Origin of the sequence: Endozoicomonas sp. 4G, assembly GCF_023822025.1 — a bacterium.
In the GTDB taxonomy this organism is placed as follows: Bacteria; Pseudomonadota; Gammaproteobacteria; order Pseudomonadales; family Endozoicomonadaceae; genus Endozoicomonas_A.
Genome location: NZ_CP082909.1, coordinates 5,196,902 through 5,217,187 on the forward strand (window position 1 = coordinate 5,196,902; position 20,286 = coordinate 5,217,187).

The 20,286-nt window shown below is 49.0% G+C and carries 20 protein-coding genes; 13 read left to right on the forward strand and 7 right to left on the reverse strand.

What is annotated here, in order from left to right; translation table 11 throughout:
- Positions 1 to 11: 11 nt before the first annotated feature.
- Positions 12 to 1,379 carry a cytochrome c oxidase subunit II gene (gene coxB, locus K7B67_RS20535; RefSeq protein WP_252177718.1) on the reverse strand — a complete coding sequence of 456 codons (1,368 nt, stop codon included), beginning with the start codon at positions 1,377 to 1,379 and terminating at the stop codon, positions 12 to 14.
- Between the two features lie 709 nt (positions 1,380 to 2,088).
- Between coxB and K7B67_RS20540 the strand changes: the two genes are divergently transcribed.
- Complete coding sequence (locus tag K7B67_RS20540; RefSeq protein ID WP_252177719.1) at positions 2,089 to 2,739, forward strand: hypothetical protein; 651 nt, start codon at positions 2,089 to 2,091, stop codon at positions 2,737 to 2,739.
- A gap of 33 nt (positions 2,740 to 2,772) precedes the next feature.
- Here the strand turns inward: K7B67_RS20540 and K7B67_RS20545 are convergent, their stop codons facing one another.
- Both K7B67_RS20545 and prlC read right to left on the reverse strand, forming a co-directional pair.
- Positions 2,773 to 3,024: a YheV family putative zinc ribbon protein gene (locus tag K7B67_RS20545; protein WP_252177720.1), complete on the reverse strand. Its 252-nt coding sequence runs from the start codon at positions 3,022 to 3,024 to the stop codon at positions 2,773 to 2,775.
- Between the two features lie 74 nt (positions 3,025 to 3,098).
- Positions 3,099 to 5,147: an oligopeptidase A gene (gene prlC, locus K7B67_RS20550; protein WP_252177721.1), complete on the reverse strand. Its 2,049-nt coding sequence runs from the start codon at positions 5,145 to 5,147 to the stop codon at positions 3,099 to 3,101.
- Positions 5,148 to 5,257: 110 nt separating this feature from the next.
- Here prlC and K7B67_RS20555 point away from each other — a divergent pair, with 110 nt between their 5' ends.
- Entirely contained in the window at positions 5,258 to 5,797 is a 540-nt protein-coding gene (locus K7B67_RS20555; RefSeq protein ID WP_252177722.1) for a gamma carbonic anhydrase family protein, read from the forward strand.
- 120 nt (positions 5,798 to 5,917) lie between these two features.
- Positions 5,918 to 6,139, forward strand: coding sequence for a hypothetical protein (locus tag K7B67_RS20560; protein ID WP_252177723.1), 222 nt, complete (start codon positions 5,918 to 5,920; stop codon positions 6,137 to 6,139).
- A 121-nt stretch (positions 6,140 to 6,260) separates the two neighbouring features.
- On the opposite strand, the gene K7B67_RS20565 is transcribed toward K7B67_RS20560, so the two are convergent.
- Positions 6,261 to 7,493, reverse strand: coding sequence for a transposase (locus K7B67_RS20565; RefSeq protein ID WP_252177724.1), 1,233 nt, complete (start codon positions 7,491 to 7,493; stop codon positions 6,261 to 6,263).
- 24 nt (positions 7,494 to 7,517) lie between these two features.
- On the opposite strand from K7B67_RS20565, the gene tnpA reads away from it, so the two are divergent.
- The 3 genes from tnpA (at position 7,518) to K7B67_RS20580 (ending at position 9,319) form a co-directional block, all read left to right on the forward strand.
- Positions 7,518 to 7,931 carry an IS200/IS605 family transposase gene (gene tnpA, locus K7B67_RS20570; RefSeq protein ID WP_252177725.1) on the forward strand — a complete coding sequence of 138 codons (414 nt, stop codon included), beginning with the start codon at positions 7,518 to 7,520 and terminating at the stop codon, positions 7,929 to 7,931.
- 141 nt (positions 7,932 to 8,072) lie between these two features.
- Complete coding sequence (locus K7B67_RS20575) at positions 8,073 to 8,663, forward strand: YhgN family NAAT transporter (protein WP_346658241.1); 591 nt, start codon at positions 8,073 to 8,075, stop codon at positions 8,661 to 8,663.
- A gap of 197 nt (positions 8,664 to 8,860) precedes the next feature.
- Positions 8,861 to 9,319 (forward strand): ABC transporter substrate-binding protein, encoded by a 459-nt coding sequence (locus K7B67_RS20580; protein WP_276576712.1) that lies wholly within the window; start codon positions 8,861 to 8,863, stop codon positions 9,317 to 9,319.
- Positions 9,320 to 9,321: 2 nt separating this feature from the next.
- Here K7B67_RS20580 and K7B67_RS20585 read toward each other — a convergent pair whose 3' ends face one another.
- Positions 9,322 to 10,314 (reverse strand): IS30 family transposase, encoded by a 993-nt coding sequence (locus K7B67_RS20585; protein WP_252177726.1) that lies wholly within the window; start codon positions 10,312 to 10,314, stop codon positions 9,322 to 9,324.
- A 104-nt stretch (positions 10,315 to 10,418) separates the two neighbouring features.
- Between K7B67_RS20585 and K7B67_RS20590 the strand changes: the two genes are divergently transcribed.
- On the forward strand, positions 10,419 to 11,630 hold the full coding sequence (locus tag K7B67_RS20590) for a peptide ABC transporter substrate-binding protein (protein WP_252177727.1): 1,212 nt from the start codon (positions 10,419 to 10,421) through the stop codon (positions 11,628 to 11,630).
- Positions 11,631 to 11,740: 110 nt separating this feature from the next.
- Here K7B67_RS20590 and K7B67_RS20595 read toward each other — a convergent pair whose 3' ends face one another.
- The gene (locus tag K7B67_RS20595; protein ID WP_252177728.1) at positions 11,741 to 12,001 is read right to left on the reverse strand and encodes an AbrB/MazE/SpoVT family DNA-binding domain-containing protein; all 261 of its coding nucleotides are present in this window, start codon (positions 11,999 to 12,001) and stop codon (positions 11,741 to 11,743) included.
- Positions 12,002 to 12,602: 601 nt separating this feature from the next.
- Here K7B67_RS20595 and K7B67_RS20600 point away from each other — a divergent pair.
- From K7B67_RS20600 to K7B67_RS20625, 6 genes are all read left to right on the forward strand, one after another.
- Positions 12,603 to 14,240 carry an ABC transporter substrate-binding protein gene (locus K7B67_RS20600; RefSeq protein ID WP_252177729.1) on the forward strand — a complete coding sequence of 546 codons (1,638 nt, stop codon included), beginning with the start codon at positions 12,603 to 12,605 and terminating at the stop codon, positions 14,238 to 14,240.
- Between the two features lie 125 nt (positions 14,241 to 14,365).
- Positions 14,366 to 15,292: an oligopeptide ABC transporter permease OppB gene (gene oppB / locus K7B67_RS20605; RefSeq protein ID WP_252177730.1), complete on the forward strand. Its 927-nt coding sequence runs from the start codon at positions 14,366 to 14,368 to the stop codon at positions 15,290 to 15,292.
- Between the two features lie 42 nt (positions 15,293 to 15,334).
- The gene (oppC, locus tag K7B67_RS20610; RefSeq protein WP_252180620.1) at positions 15,335 to 16,240 is read left to right on the forward strand and encodes an oligopeptide ABC transporter permease OppC; all 906 of its coding nucleotides are present in this window, start codon (positions 15,335 to 15,337) and stop codon (positions 16,238 to 16,240) included.
- Position 16,241: 1 nt separating this feature from the next.
- Positions 16,242 to 17,279, forward strand: a complete 1,038-nt coding sequence (locus K7B67_RS20615; protein WP_252177731.1) for an ABC transporter ATP-binding protein — start codon at positions 16,242 to 16,244, stop codon at positions 17,277 to 17,279.
- Positions 17,276 to 18,385, forward strand: a complete 1,110-nt coding sequence (gene oppF, locus K7B67_RS20620; RefSeq protein WP_252177732.1) for a murein tripeptide/oligopeptide ABC transporter ATP binding protein OppF — start codon at positions 17,276 to 17,278, stop codon at positions 18,383 to 18,385. The genes K7B67_RS20615 and oppF overlap by 4 nt, the downstream gene beginning before the upstream one ends.
- 201 nt (positions 18,386 to 18,586) lie before the next feature.
- Complete coding sequence (locus tag K7B67_RS20625) at positions 18,587 to 18,823, forward strand: type II toxin-antitoxin system CcdA family antitoxin (protein WP_252177733.1); 237 nt, start codon at positions 18,587 to 18,589, stop codon at positions 18,821 to 18,823.
- On the opposite strand, the gene K7B67_RS20630 is transcribed toward K7B67_RS20625, so the two are convergent.
- Positions 18,783 to 20,084: an ATP-binding protein gene (locus tag K7B67_RS20630; protein ID WP_252177734.1), complete on the reverse strand. Its 1,302-nt coding sequence runs from the start codon at positions 20,082 to 20,084 to the stop codon at positions 18,783 to 18,785. The two genes, K7B67_RS20625 and K7B67_RS20630, sit on opposite strands and share 41 nt — an antisense overlap.
- Between the last annotated feature and the right edge of the window lie 202 nt (positions 20,085 to 20,286).

Genomic DNA, 20,286 nt, shown 5'->3' on the forward strand with positions numbered 1-20,286 from the left:
GATTGCATTCCTCACAGTCCAGCCTGATGTGTGTTGGTATTCGGCTCACCTGAAGGTTCAGTCTCTGCCGTTTTGTACTCGCCGGTGTTCTTGTATTCCAGAATCTGCTTTGGTGTGACCAGATCACCGGTGTTATTACCCCAGGCGTTTCGTTCGTAGGTGATCACTGCCGCCAGATCAACTTCGCTTAACTGGGCAGCAAAAGCCTGCATGGCTGTGCCCTTCTTGCCATTTACGACAATGTCGATATGTGCTTTGACCTGATCTTTCTCGATGGCCATCGCTGAACCTTTGAGGGCAGGGAACAGCGGCGGCATACCTTCACCATTGACCTGGTGACAGGCGGCGCAGACTTTTTCGTAAGTCTTTTTGCCACGCTCCATCAGCTCGGCCATAGTCCAGTTCTTGCTGGTCAGCTCACGTTCTTTGGCGGCGATGACTTGCTTCTCTGCCAACCACTTTTGGTAATCTTCAGGCGACCTGGCATCGACGACAATGGGCATAAAACCATGATCCTTGCCACACAGTTCTGCACACTGACCACGATAAATTCCGGGACGCTCGATTTTGGTCCAGGCTTCGTTGATAAAGCCCGGAATAGCATCCCGCTTAACAGCAAATGCTGGCACCCACCAGGAATGGATAACGTCGGCAGCGGTCACCAGAAACCGGATCTTTTTACCCGTAGGCAGTACCAGTGGTTCGTCGACCTCCAGAAGATAATTGGGGTCTTTATTGCGAACGTTGTAGATCTGTTCCGGGGTCGTTTTGAGATTGCTGAAGAAGGAGACCCCTTCGCCCAGGTACTCATACTGCCACTTCCATTGATATCCGGTAATTTTGATATCAATTTCAGCTTCATCGGTATCGTAGATATCAATCAGCGTTTTTGTGGCTGGAATCGCCATGCCTACCAGAATTAAAAGTGGCACTGCGGTCCATAATATTTCAACGATCGTGCTTTCGTGGAAGGGGTGAGGCTTTACGCCTCTTGATTTACGGTGCATGAAAATGGAGTAGAACATGACACCGAATACAAGAATGCCGATGACCACACAGATTATGAATATGGTCATGTGCAAGTCGTAAACCGAACGGCTGACGGCGGTCACGCCCTGAGTCATATTGACTTCCCAGTCAGCCAGCAAACGACTGGGAACCAACACACCTGACAGGCTGATCAGGAACCACAGGAAAGACTGACCAACGCCTTTGGGCATCACGAAAGAGAATCGTTTTCCGAAAGACAAGAATCTCGCCATCTGTACCATTCCGGGTGGGCGACGCTGACCGCCCATGCTTTCTGCCCGGCTCATGCTCTTTGCCCGGCTCGCGGCAGTTTCTATCAAAAGAAAGAGAGTTAGTGCGTGCTGCATCATTCCCTTACATCCCCTGACTGTCCGCCAAACCAGGCGGAGACTTCTTATTATTATTGAGCAGACCCAAGTCTTGCTTTCAGAGGTGTTGGGTAGTAACCGAATGGTCTGGACATTCCAGAGCAATACTGACTGACTTGATCGACTGTCGTCACCGAACGCAAGAGATCGCTAAGTAACCGACAACGTCATACTACTTCGGACCCAACCTGCAAAACCTAAAACACAGGAACACCCTGCAAATACCGATACCCTATGAGGGCGTTGTGTGAGACGTTCAGTCTGACAATAATCGCTCATAGAGTATAGTCCCAGAACCTCATTAAACAACAGGATTGCACAAAATGAAAAGAGCCTTGTCAAAAAATATCTTGAATTAATTTGCCCACTGTCGTTTAAATGAATGACGCCTCAAGACGCCCCAAAGTGATCCTTTCAGAACTCTCCTTTCAGATCTGTTTGGGCATATGTTGAGCACATGTTGACCATATATAGTGTGTCATTATTTTGACTGCACAAGGGCTTGCACTTTTGCATTTTTATCGGGATTTACAGTCTTTTTCCACTTCTACTTTAAAGAATAAAAGATCATTATTTTATGAAAAAGAGGTATTTAAAAAAGCTTGTCTTCTGATTGGTACTATGGTCTTTTAGACACCTTCACGGTGACGTTGCAGTAGCCAAACTAATAACAACCGCAACGGAGACAATCATGGACGTGCAGGCAATAAGTAACTTGATCGACTGCGCCCGAAAGCACGAAGAAGGCTCAAACCATCTTCAATCATTCATTGATCAACAGGTGGAGCAATTACACCACACGATCGAACTTCCCGAAGACATGGCCAGTGAAACACTGCTGAAGTTTTCACTTGAGTACATTAATCACGTACCTGACTTTCTTGAAGCGCTGGACCAGGCGGCAAAGGAACTGGACATTGAGAGTTTTATATCCCCTTTCCTGAGCATTGCCGAAGAGAATTTTCTGGCACCGGTTCTGCAATCGCAAAATAATGTGGGGCTGTTTGACCTGCTGGATAAAGCCTACTTTACTCATCGCCTGATTGAGGAGGTCAACGACAGTTACCTGTCTCGAATCGGCTGCGCCCTGGTCCCGATCAACATGACCTGGGCCAACCTGATCATTCATGCCATTCTGGGTGAAGAGTTCGGCAATGAGCTGGACAGCATCGTTGAGCAGACAGTACGACACATGATCCGTTCGCAGGAGCGTTATAACGATCGTATGTTCAAGGACTTCGTCAATAACCGCAATCCGGAGCAATGGGTATCGACCTGGTCAAAATGGAATGGCCTGTCCAATGGTATGGGGGTTGAGCTGAAGTTTACGTCAGCCGCCTGAATCTGAACGCTGACTCAGATTACCCACTCAAGGTTATGGATCGAGTATTCGTACGATCTGAACATCGTTGTCCTTTTTAGCGTCGTCATCCAATTTCCCGTCTTTCGGGGAGACCCTCGTCACTGGAGGTTTCCCCGCAAGGGAAGGGTCTTTTTCCATCACATCCGAAAAACCACAATCCACGCACTCGCGATGGTTCTCACCATGCTCGGTGTACATTCTCACCGAATCCTGATGACCACAGGAGGGGCAGACGACTCCGGCAATAAATCGTTTCGTTGTCATAACTCTTAGGCCAATAGCGAAAAAAAAGCTCTGGAACCTCATGATCCCAGAGCCTCTGACTCATAATTCTCCTATCAGGCAGAGATTCCCGAATGACGCAACAGGGCATCCACCTGCGGCTCACGGCCCCGGAAATTCACAAATAGCTCCATGGGCTCAGCGGAACCGCCTTTTTCCAGAATTTCATGGAGGAAGGACTCACCCGTCTGGCGGTTGAATATACCCTCTTCTTCAAATCGGGAGAAGGCATCCGCAGACAACACCTCCGCCCATTTGTAGCTGTAGTAGCCCGCTGCATAACCTCCCGCAAAAATATGGCTGAAGCCATGCTGGAAACGATTGAAAGCCGGAGGCACCACCACAGACACCTGACTGCGAACCTCCTCTAATACTGCCTGAACCGTTTTTCCTTCACTCTTGCTCTTTAAAAAGTCTTTATGCAGTTTGAAGTCAAACAGTGAGAACTCCAGCTGACGCACCATCATCATGGCGGACTGGAAGTTTTTAGCAGCCAGCAGTTTATCGAGCTTGTCTTTTGGCAGCGGCTCACCCGTTTCAAAGTGACCGGAGATCAAAGCCAGGCCTTCTTCCTCCCAGCACCAGTTTTCCAAGAACTGACTGGGCAGCTCCACCGCATCCCAGGCAACGCCATTGATTCCGGACACTGCAGAATAATCCACCTGAGTCAGCATGTGATGCAGACCGTGACCAAACTCATGGAACAGGGTCACCACTTCGTCATGAGTCAGCAGGGCGGGCTGGTTACCCACGGGGGGCGTGAAGTTACAAGTCAGGTAAGCCACAGGTAGCTGGGTTTTGTCGCCTATCTTGCGACGTACCCGGCACTCATCCATCCAGGCACCGCCGCGCTTATGTTCACGGGCATAAAGGTCGAGATAAAAGCGACCAATCACCTCGCCATCACGTATGACATTGAAAAAGCCAACATCTTTGTGCCAGGTTTCAACCTCGGTCACCTTTTCAAAAGTGATACCAAATAACCGCTCCACGACAGAGAACATGCCGTTCACCGCTTTCTCTGATGGGAACCAGGGTCGCAATTCTTCCTGAGAGATGGCGTAACGTTGCTGCCTGAGTTTTTCGCCGTAGTAGCCAATGTCCCAAGCCTGTAAATCTTCAGCGCCATGCTCTGTTTTGGCGAAGGCTCTCAGTTCATTGAGTTCTTGTTCGGCCTGGGGCTTGCTCTTACTGGCCAGGTCTTCCAGAAACGCCACGACCTTGTCGGTCGAGTCAGCCATTTTGGTGGCCAGCGAGTATTCTGCATAGTTGTTGAAACCCAGCAGTTCGGCCAGCTCCTGACGCAGCTTGAGGATTTCATTAATGTTGTCTGAATTATCAAATTCACCGGCATTTGGGCCCTGATCCGATGCCCGCGTACAGAATGCCGTATAAACCTCTTCCCGCAGCTTACGGTTGTCGGCGTAGGTGATCACCGGGAAATAGCTTGGAAAATCCAGGTTCAGCATCCAGCCTTCACTGTGGCCCTTGGACTCAGCCAACTGTCTGGCGCCTGCCAGTGCTGACTCAGGCAGACCGGCCAGCTCTGATTCATCGGTAATCAGTTTCGACCAGGCCATAGTGGCATCCAGAACATTGTCAGAGAACTGGCTGGTCAGTTCAGAAAGGCGTTTCTGAATCTCACCGTAACGGGCTTTTTTCTCTTGGGGCAGGGCAACGCCCGCCAGTTTGAAATCACGCAGGTTATCGGTAATAACTTTTTGCTGGGCCTTATCCAGCTTTTCGAACTCTGCTGATTCAGACAGCGTCAGATAGGCCTGATAGAGGTTCTGGTTCTGTCCCAGCCGGGTTGAATATTCAGAAAGCAAAGGAAGACAGGCGTTGTAGGCGTCTCTTAACTCATCCGTATTCACCACAGCATTCATATGACCCACCGGAGACCAGGCCTGACTGAGCCTGTCCCCCAGGTTGTCCATGGGTTCCTGTAGCGTCTGCCAGGTGAACGCTTGAGTGTTATCAGACAGAAGTGCGTCCACCGCCTGCTCATTCTCGGCGATGATCGACTCAACAGCCGACTTTATATGTTGCGGTTTGATCTTGGCAAAGGGAGGCAGTTCGCAGGTTTCCAGCAGTGGGTTGCTCATAATTCGGATGCTCGCTATTTATTGTCCGGTCGTTGTTGTTATGTCTATGGGTGCAGGATTATCGGTTTTCAAGGACAATGCAATACTTCCAACAAAAGAAGCCAAGCCCCATGAACAGCCATTCCATCAGAACCTTCCGAGGTCATACTCCAACACTGGGTGACCGGGTATTTATTGACGAAACTGCCCTGGTCCTGGGTGACGTAGAAGTTGGTGAAGACAGCTCCATCTGGCCCATGGCCGTGGTGCGTGGCGATATGCATCGTATCCGCATAGGTTCGCGCACCAGCATTCAGGACGGTTCGGTATTGCATATCACCCATGCCAGCACTTTTAACCCTGAGGGTTACCCGTTGATTATTGGTGATGAAGTAACGGTCGGTCACAAGGTCACCCTGCACGGCTGCACGATCCATAATCGCTGCCTGATTGGCATTGGCTCCGTGGTGATGGATGGCGCCGTGGTCGAAGAGGAGGTGATTGTTGCTGCGGGCTGTCTGGTGCCTCCGGGCAAACGACTGGAAAGCGGATTTGTTTACAAAGGCAATCCAGCCCAGAAAGCCCGGCCAGTCAGTGATAAAGAGAGGGCGCTCTTCTCTTACGGTGCAAACAACTATGTGAAGCTGAAAAACGAATATCTGGGTCTTTAAAAAGTTATTAAAAATATATTTTTATATAACTAAATTTTATTTTCGCCCATAGTATTACAGACGCCTGCCCTATCCAGACCTAATCTTCCCCTATCAACACATGATTTGGGGAGATTTACCATGAGCGAAGCCATCAAGCCCACCAACACAGCCACCGCGCAACAGACCCACTGGATCGCAGACAGTCAACTGGATAATCAGGAAATCTACAACGCCGAAAAGCAGGCTGAGAAGTTTCATGAAAATCTCAGTGCCAACACCGCTGAACAGAATTCTGGATATGTGAAAGATAAACAGGCCAGGCTGGCATTCTTATTGAGCCAAAAGAATTTTGTGATTTAGACCTACGGTACTTAATGGCTCTGCTGATCTTATCCGCCCACAAAAGCCCGCCAGACCTTCACTGGCCGGGCTTCATTTTACCCAACAGCGACAAATCAGGAATAAACTACCACCACCAAGTCTAAAGACTTGGTGGTGGTTTTACAGAGCAAGCCCTGTGTAGGCCGGTTTCCGACCCCAACTCATATAGCGCCCAGATTAAATTAACCCGTGCGGCAGCAATATCCCGATCTTCATTGCAACCACAGACTTCGCATTGATGCACCCGTTCTTTCAGTGTCTTTTTCTTCACTGACCAGCATACAGGGCAACGCTGCGAGGGTTTAAGTTTCCTTGTCGGTGTCTCTATGAATAGCCCACCAGTTTCCTTCACTTTGTAGGCGATCATAGCCAGCAAGGTCGCTGGCGCAGTGTCTAAAATCTCACGGTTTAAACCTGCTTTCTGTTTTACGTTTTTCCCGGGCTTCTCTGATGTACCTTTTGCACTGCCGGTCATATTCTTGACCTGCAATTTCTCAGTCGCTACAAGAGCGTATTGCGAGGCTACTTGAGCCGATAATTGATGATGTTCATGGTTGCGCCGGTTAGCTGCTTTCCGGTGATGAGTGGACAGCTTCTTGCAGGCTTTCTTCCATCGGTTCGAGCCTTTTTTCTTTCTGCTGACCGCTTGCTTCAGAGCCTTTAGTTTTTCTCTTTCCTGCTGAAACCAACGGGGATTATCAACCTGATAACCGTCGGATTCTGTTGCAACGCTGAGAAGCTTGTTTACTCCCCAGTCAAGGCCGCAAGCCTTACCGCTAGTCGGTTCTCTTAATACACCATTGCATTCCATCGTGAGGCTGATAAGCCACTCTCCCCGACGATGCAAAAGCTCCATGCTTTTAATCTTGCCTGCAACTCTGGCTTTGCCGCGACAACGTATGTGACCAACACCCGTCAGTCTCAATCGTCCATGCTTCCAATCCTCTCCAGGAGTGAATCGCCAACCGTCACCGTGCGAGCTAAAGCCGATGCCCGGATAACGCTTGTGGGATTTGAAGCGGGGGAACCCTGGTTCTTTTACACCCGAGTTGACACGACGAAAGAAGGCTGAGAAAGCTTTATCCAGTCGTCTTAGAGTGACCTGAAGGCTGCTGTAATTGAGTGTCGCAAACTCCGGTATTTCTTCACGAATCACCTTGATCTGCGGCTGCTGGTCTTTGTTCTTGATGGATATACGGCACTTCTTGTATGCCTCTACTCGCTCCTGAAGTGCTGCATTATAAAACTCACAATGCAACCGCAAAGCGTGATTCAGAGCTTCGGCCTGCTGCTTTGTGGGATATAGCTTGTAAGTTGCTTTGCGTAGTTCCATATCTCTATTATACAATTAGTTACTATGACTAAATCAAGTATTAAAACCCTAAATCACTGCACTTATTCACTTTCATACCATTTGGTTCTTGTTACCAGGTACCGGCGCAGAGTACTGTCTGAGGCAATGGTTAAACGCTTCAAAGAAATGGCAAAAGTACGTTGTGAGGCGTGGGGAGGGGAGTTGATAGAGTGTGAGTCGGACAACTGTGATCATGTTCAATTATTGATAGAGCTGCCGCCAACTGCTGCACTGTCGGATTTTGTTAATGCTTTGAAAACGGGAACAAGCCGGATCTTACGAAAAGAGTTCGGTGAACAATTATCGAGGTTTTATACAAAGCCCGTTTTATGGTCGAGGTCTTATTTTGTGAGCAGTACAGGTGGTGCAAATATCGATACCGTCAATAATTACTTTGCGTCCCAGGGGCAAGGCTAGCGCCTTGCTCGCTATCCCCCTCCACCCTATTGCTTCGCAAGAGGATGGAGAACCCCGCGATTAATGTTGGTTTTTTAAAGCCCAGATGATATAAGCCAGCCCAACCCTTTTTATTCTACTTTTCGAGACCGAGCTGCACTGATGGAAATTTACTCCACAGCCATATTGCTGTTCCTGATTATGGATCCGCTGGGCAATATGCCAATCTTTATCTCTGTTCTGAAAACCGTGCCTCCCAGGCGCCGGGCCAAAATCCTGATGCGGGAAATGCTGATCGCCCTGTTTATTCTGGTGATTTTCCTGTTTGTCGGTGATGCCATTCTGCAAACCCTGCATCTCAGACAGGAAGCGGTCAGTATTGCCGGGGCGATTATCCTGTTTATTATCGCCATCAAGATGATTTTCCCTCCCAGCCGTGGTGGCGGCATTATGGGCGACACCCCCGATGGCGAGCCTTTTATCGTACCTCTGGCCATTCCTCTGATTGCCGGTCCTTCCATTCTGGCCACCCTGATTCTGTTGGGTAATCAGCACCCCGGAGAACAGGGTAAACTGATCACGGCATTATTGATCGCCTGGACTGCATCTTCCGCCATCCTGATGTGCTCAAATCAGTTTATGAGAGTATTGGGCAACCGTGGTGTATTTGCCATTGAGCGATTGATGGGGATGATCCTGGTGATGCTTTCCGTGCAAATGTTTATGGATGGTATTGCCCACTATTTAGGTTGATTCCTGACCTTTGGAGGCTGGCATGTGACAGCCTCCAGCCTCAGAACCTGCAACATTGTCTTCTATTTCCAAATCGAAAAACCTTCTTGATCCCTTTCACAACTTTTAGTTATATTCGGGTACCCGTTCATTACACTCCAATAAGAATTATGCGTTGACCGTCGTCAGAATGGTCATCCAATGAAGGAGATAACAATATGAAGAAGCCATTCAAGGCTCTGAAGCTTGCCGCTATTCCGGCTTTGACTCTGGCCGCCAGCATCATGGCTGTTACCAGCGTCAATGCTGCTATCGTTCCGGCCGGTACGCAACTGGCAAAAGTTCAGGAACTGGTTCGTGGTAACGGTGCTGAGCCAGCTTCTCTTGATCCCCAAAAAATAGAAGGCGTTCCAGGCTCCAATGTGGCCAAAGACCTTTTTGAAGGATTGGTAAGTCAGGATGCAGAAGGCAACACCATTCCCGGTCAGGCTGAAAGCTGGACGGTCTCTGATGACAATAAAGTGTTTACCTTTAAAATTCGTGACACCGCCCGATGGTCCAACGGTGATCCGGTGACAGCAGGTGATTTTGTATTCGCTTTCCAGCGTGCAGTTGATCCTGCAACGGCTTCCCGCTACGCCTGGTACATGGAAATTCCTACTATTGTTAATGCCTGAATTCAAGTCATAAGTGCATAACCCATGACTTTTCTTGCATCTATCCCTGTTGACTCTTTGAATGCCTCATAAGGTGACTTGTAACCAAGACACTTTCTGGGTCTGTTGTTCATCTTGTCAACAGCTATTATGACTTCTTGCTCAGAGACCTTATCAAGCTCCATTGCCTTGGGAAAGTACTGCCTGAGCAAACCATTGGCGTTTTCATTCTGACCTCTCTCCCATGAGTGATATGGAGTAGCGAAATAGCTGTCACAACCCAGATCTCTGGCCACCGCCTCATGTTCAACAAATTCCTTGCCATTGTCGTAAGTTATGGTTTTCACAAACTTCTTCAAAGGCTTGAGAGAGCTGACCATTGCCTGTTTAACCGCTTTTGATTTCTTGCCTGGCAGTGGCACTGCAACACGGAGTTTAGTCTTGCGCTCATCTATTGTGACAATAGCCCCTTTATGATTTTTACCGATAATGGTGTCGGCTTCCCAGTCGCCTACACGACCTCTTTCATTGGCAATCTTGGGTCGTTGCTCTATGCCAACACGATTAGGAATACCAGTCCGATTATGGGCTGAACCATATCGTTTACGGTACGTTTTTCTTTGGTGACGCAAGTGTTTATAAAGCGTCCCACCGGCTTTTTTGTCTTCCAGTATAAACTGGTAAACAGTCTCATGGTGAAGCTTGATGACCCCTTCTTTTTCGAGTCGTCCAACAACTTGCTCAGGACTCCAGTCATCCCTGATTCTATCTTCTATTTGTCGTTTAATATCGTCGGTCAACTTGACTGCTTTTGCCTTTTCCTGATGGCGTTTCTGAGCCTTCTGGTGTGCCTGTTTATGTCTATAGCCTCGTTGTCCAGTGTTCCTTGCCACTTCACGTGAGATACTGCTTTGGGAGCGACCAAGTGCCTCAGCAATTTTATTCAGTGAAACGCCCTCTCTGTGTTGAACTGCGATATAATGTCTCTCTTCAAGACTCAGGTGCGTATAGGCCATCCTAGGCTCCTCTGTACGGTTTCGTCGCTTTACAGAGTACCCCTGAGTCTTGATTTATTTCAAAGGTTCTGTTGCAGCGCTCTGGTTACAGAGGTTATGCACTTATGATACGAATTCAGGATGCTTCTGCCATTATCAAAGGTGAAAAGCCCGTAGACAGTCTTGGCGTCAAAGCTCTTGATGACAAAACCTTTCAGGTGACTCTGGAACAACCTGTCCCTTATTTCATCAAAATGCTGGCTCACCCCACTACCTTTCCGGTACCGCAAAAAGTGGTTGAGAAATACGGTGACGACTGGACCAAGCCAGAAAATATGGTATCCAATGGCGCCTATAAGATGGAAAGGTGGGTTGTGAATGAGCGAATTAAATTGGTTCGCAATAGCCACTATTGGAATGATGCAAAAACCGTCATTGATGAGGTTAGCTTCCTTCCTATTTCAGGCAATGTGGAGCTGACACGCTACAAAGCAGGCGAGGTAGACTTTACCAACGGCACAAACCCTATTCCTGTTCAGCACTTTGCCAGCCTGAAAAAAAGCATACCTGATGAAGTAAAAATCACCCCAAGACTCTCTACTTATTACTATGAGTTTAATGAGCAGGTTAAGCCTTTTGATGATGCTCGTGTCAGAAAGGCGCTTTCCTACGCCATCAATCGCGATGCCATTGCCAAGCACGTAATGAAGCAAGGCCAAACACCCGCTTATACTCTCACACCCACATCGGTAGCTGGTTTTATTCCACCTGAAATTGACTACAGCAAGATGACCCAGACCGAGCGGAATGCTGAGGCCAAACGCCTTCTGGCAGAAGCCGGTTTTGGCCCTGATAATCCACTGAAATTTGACCTCCTCTACAACACGGATGAATCACACAAGCAGATAGCTATTGCCGTCTCGCAAATGTGGAAACCTCTGGGCGTTAAAGTCACGTTGGAAAATCAGGAATGGAAAACCTTCCTTGATAGTAAAAGTGAAGGAAAATTTCAGGTTGCCAGGGCAGGCTGGGCAGGGGACTACAACGAAGCTTCGACCTTTCTTGATTTAAAAACATCCACTCATGGTAACAACGATGGCAACTTTAATAGCCCTGAGTACGATGCCTTGATGAAAAAATCCAGAACGGTGACTTCAGACAAAGAACGAACCGAACTTTATCGCAAAGCTGAAAAAATACTGGCTGAGGAAATGCCTTTAGCTCCTGTTATTGAGTACAAAACCAGCCGACTGGTGAAGTCCTACGTAGGCGGTTATCCCATGGGCAATGTTGAGGACAACATTTACACCAAAGATCTGTATATCGAGAAGCATTAATCCTTCTCGTGGAAGATGACAACTCGTTTCTTCGCTTCGCTTGGGAACGAGTTGTTGCGACTCTATAGGTTGGAGTAAATAGCGAATCGGCACACTGGTATCTACCGCAATCATTCCCGACCTCTGAACTTTTTGGCCGCTCTTTCCTTCAAAACCTCCTTAAAATCCAGATCATCCCGGTTTGCCGCAGCTTCTGACTCTTCGGCTTGAGGACAAGCTAATATACCTGACAGTGTTTCACTGGACATTTTTACCAGACAAGCGACCCCATCCCGCTCAAACACCTCAACAGTATCGCCGGGTACAAGCCCGAGTTTGTTACAAACATCCTGAGGTATGGTTACCTGTCTTTCACTGGTCAATTTAGGCATAAGATGGGCTCCAGCATCAAAACTTGTAAAATCGCCCTTAATTTATAGCTGTTCTACAAAATACTGATTACCCAATGCACCGTAAAAACACTATCACTCCACCAGCACAAACAAACCACTCCAACCCACCACGCAGATTTTAAAACCACATCTCATGAAAAAATAAGACCATTCAACCAAATTTAAGCCAAACAGCAGAATGTCAACTCCATCAAACATTGGGACTTTTACGTACTAAAGTTCAAAACTTTCTTGATCCTTTTCACAACTTTTAGTTATATTCGGTTACCCAATCACGGCGACTCGGTTTTTCTGTACTGAAAACGCACAGTCCGAAAAATAGATGACCATGGTCGGGAAGATTTCCGTAATCTTTTTCGGGATCAATGCAATACCCGGCGGAATTGACGACAGTAGTAGTCCAGCAAATAAAAACAACCTCCTGAATGGGGGGTTATAAAACGGCAATACACAGGATCGTGTATTACTCGTCTTGCGCTGCCCCATCGGTCAGCGCAACAGCTCCCGCCATTACCATAACTCCAATCAGAATTATGCGTTGACCGCGATCAGGCCGGTCATCAATGAAGGGGATAACAATATGAAGAAGCCATTCAAGGCTCTGAAGTTTGCAGCCATTCCGGCATTAACACTGGCTGCCAGCATTATGGCCGTCACCAGTGTCAATGCGGCTATCGTTCCGGCCGGTACGCAACTGGCAAAAGTTCAGGAACTGGTTCGTGGTAACGGTGGGGAGCCTGCCTCTCTTGATCCCCAGAAAGTGGAAGGTACCCCAGGTGACGCTGTAGTCAGAGACCTGTTTGAAGGTCTGGTGACCCAGGACCAGGAAGGCAACATCATCCCCGGTCAGGCTGAAAGCTGGACGGTCTCTGATGACAATAAAGTCTTTACCTTTAAAATTCGTGACACCGCCCAATGGTCTAACGGTGATCCGGTCACAGCGGGCGACTTTGTATTCGCTTTCCAACGTGCGGTAGATCCTGAAACGGCTTCCCGTTACGCCTGGTATATGGAAATCGCGACCATTATCAATGCTACTGCCATTATCAAAGGTGAAAAGCCCGCAAACAGCCTCGGCGTCAAAGCCCTTGATGACAAAACCTTTCAGGTAACTCTGGAACAGCCTGTCCCATACTTCATCAAAATGCTGGCTCACTACACCACCTATCCGGTACCGCAGAAAGTGGTTGAGAAATTTGGTGACGACTGGACCCGTCCCGGTAATATGGTATCCAACGGTGCATACAAGCTGGCTGACTGGCGAGTCAACGAAAAGATCGTTCTGGAGCGTAATAGCCACTACTGGAACAACAAAGCCACCGTCGTCAATCAAGTGACCTACCTGCCTTTGCAAAGTACGCCTGAACTGAACCGCTACAAGGCCGGTGAAATGGATATGACCAACGTCATTCCGCTTGAACACTTCAAGTCTCTGAAAAAAGAGATTCCAAACGAGGTTAAGGTAACCCCCTATCTGGGCACCTACTACTACGCCTTTAATACCCAACGCAAGCCTTTTGATGATGTCCGTGTTCGTGAGGCTCTGTCCTACGCCATCAACCGTGACGCCATCACTCAATACGTGAAAGGTCAGGGTGAGAAGTCTGCTTACACCTTCACCCCTGAAACCATCAGCGGCTTTGTTCCACCTGTCACAGACTTCAGTGAAATGTCTCAGGCTGAGCGGAATGCGGAAGCCAAACGCCTGCTGTCTGAAGCCGGATACGGTCCAGACAATCCTCTGGAAGTCAATCTGCTGTACAACACAGACGAAGCTCACAAGAAAATCGCTATCGCCATTGGCCAGATGTGGAAACCGCTGGGTGTGAAAGTGACACTGGAGAATCAGGAGTGGAAAACCTTCCTGGACTCTCAGGCTGAGGGAGATTTCGATATAGCCCGTGCAGGCTGGATTGGCGACTACAATGAAGCCTCAACCTTCCTGGATCTGAATACTTCTACCCATGGAAAAAACGATGCCCAGTTTAAAAACGAGGCATACGACAAACTGTTGGCTAAATCCAGAGTCGTGACCAGCGACGAAGAGCGCTCCAAACTCTACACAGAAGCCGAGAAGATTCTGGCTGAAGAGATGCCTGTCGCTCCTATCTACCAATACGTAATCAGCCGACTGGTTAAGCCCTATGTAGGCGGTTACACCGTGAGCAATGTTGAGGACAACATTTACACCAGAGATCTGTATATCGAGAAGCATTAATTCCTCTCTTGTGGTTCCCGTGCTGTAGCGTGGGAACCCGTTGTACGAGTTGCGAACGTTTTGCGACATCCTCGGGAGCGTAGGAACGAGTTTTTGAGGGAACATGACTAACTGATGGTGTACCTATGTTTATATTTATTTTGAGACGTATCGGCGTTGCCATTCCAACGCTGTTTATTCTCGTGCTGTTGTCGTTTTTCCTGATGCAGATGGCCCCCGGCAGTCCTTTCACCGGCGATTTCAATATGCCACCGGAAATCCTGGCCAATCTGGAAGCCAAGTACCATCTGGACAAGCCACTGTGGCAACAATTTGCTTACTACCTGAAAGATCTTTTGCACGGCGATCTGGGGCCGTCTTTCAAGTACAAGGATTACACCGTTAACGAACTGGTGGCCCAGAGCTTCCCGGTTTCTATGACCATTGGCTCACTGGCGTTTGTACTCACTGTGATCGTCGGGGTTGGACTGGGCACACTGGCGGCCCTGAAACAAAACTCCTGGGTCGACTACACCGTGATGACTTTCTCCATGGTGGGTGTCGTGCTGCCTTCTTTTGTGATTGCGCCGCTGATGGTGTTGCTATTTTCCATCACCCTGAAATGGCTGCCCGCAGGTGGCTGGAACGATGGCAGCTTGCAGAACATGATTCTGCCTGTGGCGGCCATGGGTATTCTTTATGTTGCGGCCATCGCCCGTATTATGCGTTCCAGTATGATTGAAACCCTGAACAGTAACTTTATTCGTACTGCCCGGGCCAAGGGTTTGCCAAAGCATCACATAATTCTTAAACATGCCCTGAAACCGGCGCTGCTGCCTGTGGTTTCTTATCTGGGCCCGGCTTTCGTCGGCATTATCACCGGCTCAGTGGTGATTGAAACGGTGTTTGGCCTGCCCGGCATGGGTCAGCATTTTGTTAACGGTGCACTGAACCGGGATTACTCGCTGGTACTGGGGCTGACCATCATCATTGGCTCACTGACCATCCTGTTCACCGCTATCGTCGATATTCTCTACGGGCTGATCGATCCGAAAATCAGGGTGGGGGGTTAAACCATGGCGTCTATTTCCTTGAAAAACCGCACTGTGAATAACATGGTGAAAAAAGAAAGCCACCAGGCTGTGGAAAACTTTTCCCAACAGCTGGAGATTGAAGGACGCAGCCTTTGGGCCGATGCCCGCCGACGTTTCCTGAGTAACAAGGCCGCAGTCGCCAGTATGATCGTGCTGGCCGCAGTCACCTTGCTGATTATCTTTGGCCCCATGGCCAGCCAGTTCACTTACGACGAAATTGACTGGGCCAATATGGCGGCACCGCCGTCTATGGAAACCGGCCACTTTTTTGGTACGGATCACCTGGGCCGGGATCTTTTTGTGCGTACCCTTGAAGGCGGGCGAATCTCGTTCATGGTGGGTGCCCTGGGGGCGCTGGTCGCCGTGATCATTGGCACGATTTACGGTGCCATGGCGGGCTTCCTGGGAGGCCGTGTTGATAATCTGATGATGCGGGCACTGGAAATCCTTCAGTCTTTCCCGTTTATGTTCCTGGTAATCCTGATGATTACCTTTTTCGGACGCTCCATACTACTGATCTTTATCGCCATAGGGGCCGTCTCCTGGCTGGATATGGCGCGTATCGTCAGAGGCCAGACCCTGAGCCTGAAGAGCAAGGAGTTTGTCGAAGCGGCCATTATCAGTGGTGCCAATTCCAGCCAGATTATTCGCCGTCACCTGATTCCTAACCTGCTGGGCATTGTGGTGGTTTACGCCTCTTTGCTGGTCCCTGGCATGATTCTGTTTGAATCCTTCCTGAGCTTCCTGGGACTGGGTGTACAGGAACCCATGACCAGCTGGGGCGCACTGGTTAACGAGGGTGCCATTTCGATGGAAGTGGCGATCTGGCAACTGGCCTTCCCGACTTCTTTCCTGGTGATTACTCTGTTCTGTTTCAACTTTATTGGCGATGGGCTGCGTGATGCCCTGGACCCGAAGGATCGTTGATATGCATTTATTAGATGTCGATAACCTGCGGGTTAGATTTACGACACCCGACGGGGATGTTACCGCGGTAAACAATATGACCTTCTCCCTGGATTCCGGTGAAACACTGGGTCTGGTAGGGGAGTCCGGTTCCGGTAAAAGCCAGACCGCTTTTGCCCTTATGGGACTGCTGGCGAAAAACGGCATTATCGAAGGTTCGGCCCGGTTTGAAGGCCAGAATATTCTGGGCCTGAGCGAAGCGGAGCTGAACCACATTCGTGCCGAAAAGATCTCCATGATCTTCCAGGATCCCATGACCTCGCTGAACCCTTACATGAAAGTCGGGCCTCAGCTGATGGAAGTGTTACAGCTGCACAAAGGCATGAGCAAAAAAGAAGCCTTTGAAGAATCCGTCAGGATGCTGGATGCGGTAAAAATTCCTGAAGCTCGCAAGCGTATGAGTATGTATCCCCATGAGTTTTCAGGGGGTATGCGTCAGCGGGTGATGATTGCCATGGCACTGCTGTGCCGTCCCAAACTGTTGATTGCTGACGAACCGACCACCGCCCTGGACGTGACCGTTCAGGCCCAGATCATGGAACTGTTGAATGAGCTGAAGACCGAGTTCAACACCGCCATCATTATGATCACTCACGATCTGGGTGTGGTGGCGGGTATCTGTGACAAGGTGCTGGTGATGTACGCCGGTCGTACCATGGAATACGGTACCACCAACGAGGTTTTCTATGATCCTCGTCACCCTTACTCCCGTGGTCTGCTGGGGGCGATTCCCCGGCTGGATACCGAGGGTGAAATTCTGCCGACCATTCCGGGCAACCCTCCCAACCTGTTGAGTCTGCCCCCGGGCTGTCCTTTTCAGGAGCGTTGCCCTCATGTTCAGCCACGTTGCCAGCGGGAAGCACCACCTCTGGAGAACTTTGGTGACGGTCGTCAGAAAGCCTGCTTCTGGACACCCGATAACTCAGCCAATGCCTTCGATGGACCACTGAATACTTCCGGCAGGTCCGTTAATTCTTACAATAGGGAGGTGGTAGTATGAGCCTTCAGCTTACAGAAAGCCTTCAGCCTGTAGAAAGCCCTCAGCCTGTAGAAAGCCCTCAGCCTGTAGAAAGCCCTCAGCCTGTAGAAAGCCCTCAGCCTGTAGAAAGCCCTCAGCCTGTAGAAAGCCTTCAGCCTATTTTGAAAGTGCGGGATGTAAAGGTTCACTTCCCGATTCACAAAGCCAAAAACTGGCCCTGGGAGAAGTCCCCGGTGCTGAAAGCCGTGGATGGCGTCAGTTTCGATCTTTTTGAAGGAGAAACCCTTGGCGTCGTCGGTGAATCCGGCTGCGGCAAATCCACCCTGGCCCGTTCCATCATTGGTCTGGTCAAGGCCACCGATGGCGAGATCTTCTGGCAGGACGACAACGTCGCCGGGCTGCCGGAAAAAGCTATGAGAGAGATCCGCAAAGATATCCAGATGATCTTTCAGGATCCGCTGGCATCACTGAACCCGAGAATGACAATAGGCGATATTATTGCCGAGCCGCTTCGCAACTATTACCCGGAGTTGTCGAAGAATGAGGTGCTCTCCCAGGTTCGCGACATGATGACCAAAGTGGGCCTGCTGCCTAACGTGATTAACCGTTATCCCCATGAATTTTCGGGGGGGCAGTGTCAGCGTATCGGTATTGCCCGGGCATTGATTCTCAAGCCCAAGCTGGTGATCTGTGATGAGCCGGTAAGTGCGCTGGACGTATCCATCCAGGCTCAGGTGGTTAACCTGCTGAAAGAACTTCAGAAACAAATGGGTCTGTCCCTGATCTTTATTGCCCACGACCTGAGCGTGGTGAAGCATATCAGCGACCGGGTGCTGGTGATGTATCTGGGCAATGAAGTGGAAACCGCCAAAGCTGAACCTATGTATGATGACCCCCGTCATCCTTACACCAAAGCGTTGTTGTCAGCGGTTCCTATTCCTGATCCGGAAATGGAGAAAAAGAAGGAGATTGAATTGCTGGAAGGCGACCTGCCTTCGCCCATCAGCCCACCCAGCGGCTGTGTGTTCAGAACCCGCTGCCCGATAGCAGAAGCCAGTTGTGCCCAGCATCGGCCAAGGTTGATGGACGTTGGCAACCAGCATTTTGCGGCCTGTCCCAAGGCTTGATGACCAGCTCACCTGTTTACCAGCAGGTGAGTTTCTTCCTGTTCAGTTAACTTTCTGGCAACCAATTCTCAGTCATAACTTGCTCAAAACTCTAGGGACAGGTTTCAGGTGAACATGCTCTCTGCTGAAATAGTACGTATGTATAGTGAACATTTTTAAAAAATACCTGCTATCTTTACTCCAGACCTTCAGGAGGCATATATGAGCAAAACCAAAACCACAGACCCCATCGATCAAGAACTATTGGAACAAGCGCATGAGTTGAATATCAATATTTCGTCCGCAGAGGAACAGCGCGTAAAGACTGAAGTCAGAAGCTTGGAAGAGGAGCGTTTGAAAAAACTTTACAAGGAAGCAATAAAAGAAATTGAACAAGTTGTTCAAGAAGATGGCTTGTTCAGTGAAGGTATAAGGACGTTTTCCGACCTGCGCCCCTGAGAGAGGTCGGACAAAACAAACAACTGACCGGCACAGCAATTAGCTTATCCGAAAAGGGCAGTACCCTGTCTCCGTTATAAACAATAACACCCCGTTGAATACACCCTGCTTTTATCAGCATTTCCTGAGCCGCAAACATTTCCTTTTTAACCGTCAGGCCTGCTTTCACTTCAATACCTGTCGCTCGTCCGTTATATCCGGATAAAATAAAATCCACTTCATATTTGCTTTTGTCACGGTAATGGAACAGTTGGCAATCCTCATCACTGACAGCGATGGCTTTCAGTAATTCTGAGCAAACCCAGGTTTCCATCATTGATCCCATCAGATTTCTATCCGCTTTAAGCGAATCTTCATTGATGCCTCTCAGGGCACACAGCAGTCCAGTGTCCACAAAATGGATTTTGGCCTGCTTGATACTTCGTTTCAGCTCATTGCGATGCCAGCCGGGAATTCGTTTTACCAGATAAAGATTCTCCAATGCCGAAACATACTTTTGCACCGATTTAATATCCATCTGCACCGCTTTTCCAAGATTGGCGTAGTTCAGGGCATCGGATGAAATAGCCGCTAACAATCTCAGCAGCTGATTCATTTCATCCAGTTTTTGCAGTTGGAATACTTCTTTGATATCCCGACGAACAAGGGCATCGGTGTAGGAACGGTGCCAGCGAACCCTTCGTTCAGGTGAGCGTTGCTGAACTTCCGGATAACCGCCGCGGACAATCGCCGAGATGGCATTATCGTATTCAAAGGACATTGAGGGCTTGGGAACAAAATCTGGAGACAGGAGTTGTTTAATAACATCGTTTTGATCAGCACTGAATAAAACCTGATGCAGCTCAGGTTGGCTGAACGGGTAGAGAGTCACGAACTCAGCTCGCCCCGCCAGAGAATCTGCCAGTGTCGGCAGCGTCATCAGATCGGCAGAGCCAGTCAGAATAAATGAACCGGGCTGACGATCTTCATCCACTAACCATTTGATCGTACGAATCAATTCAGGAGCCCTCTGAACTTCATCAATAATGACCGGGCGTGATTGCTGGCGCAGCAAGCCAACAGGATCATCACGGGCAATGGAGAGAATGTTTTCGTCATCCAGAGTGAGATAACTCCCCTTACCCTTTAGTTCGGGCAGTGCCAGAAGATGCTGGCTCAGAGTCGTCTTTCCCGACTGTCTTGGGCCGGTTATCACTACTACGGGGGTATCGGTCAGACATTCCTGAAGATACCGTTCAATAGCTCTGGCGATGTAGGGCATGTTTTTGACCAAATTGGATTTTAGATACGACTATTATGGATTTTTAGTATGACTATTATGGATTTTAGATGCGACTATTATGGATTTCAATCACTCAGTCGTACTGCGTATCGGCTGAGCAGGGCCGTAAGAACACGGCTCCCCGACCTGCTCCTTCCGAAGGATAATGATTAATTCTGCCTCAGGGGTTGTCATCTGGGCA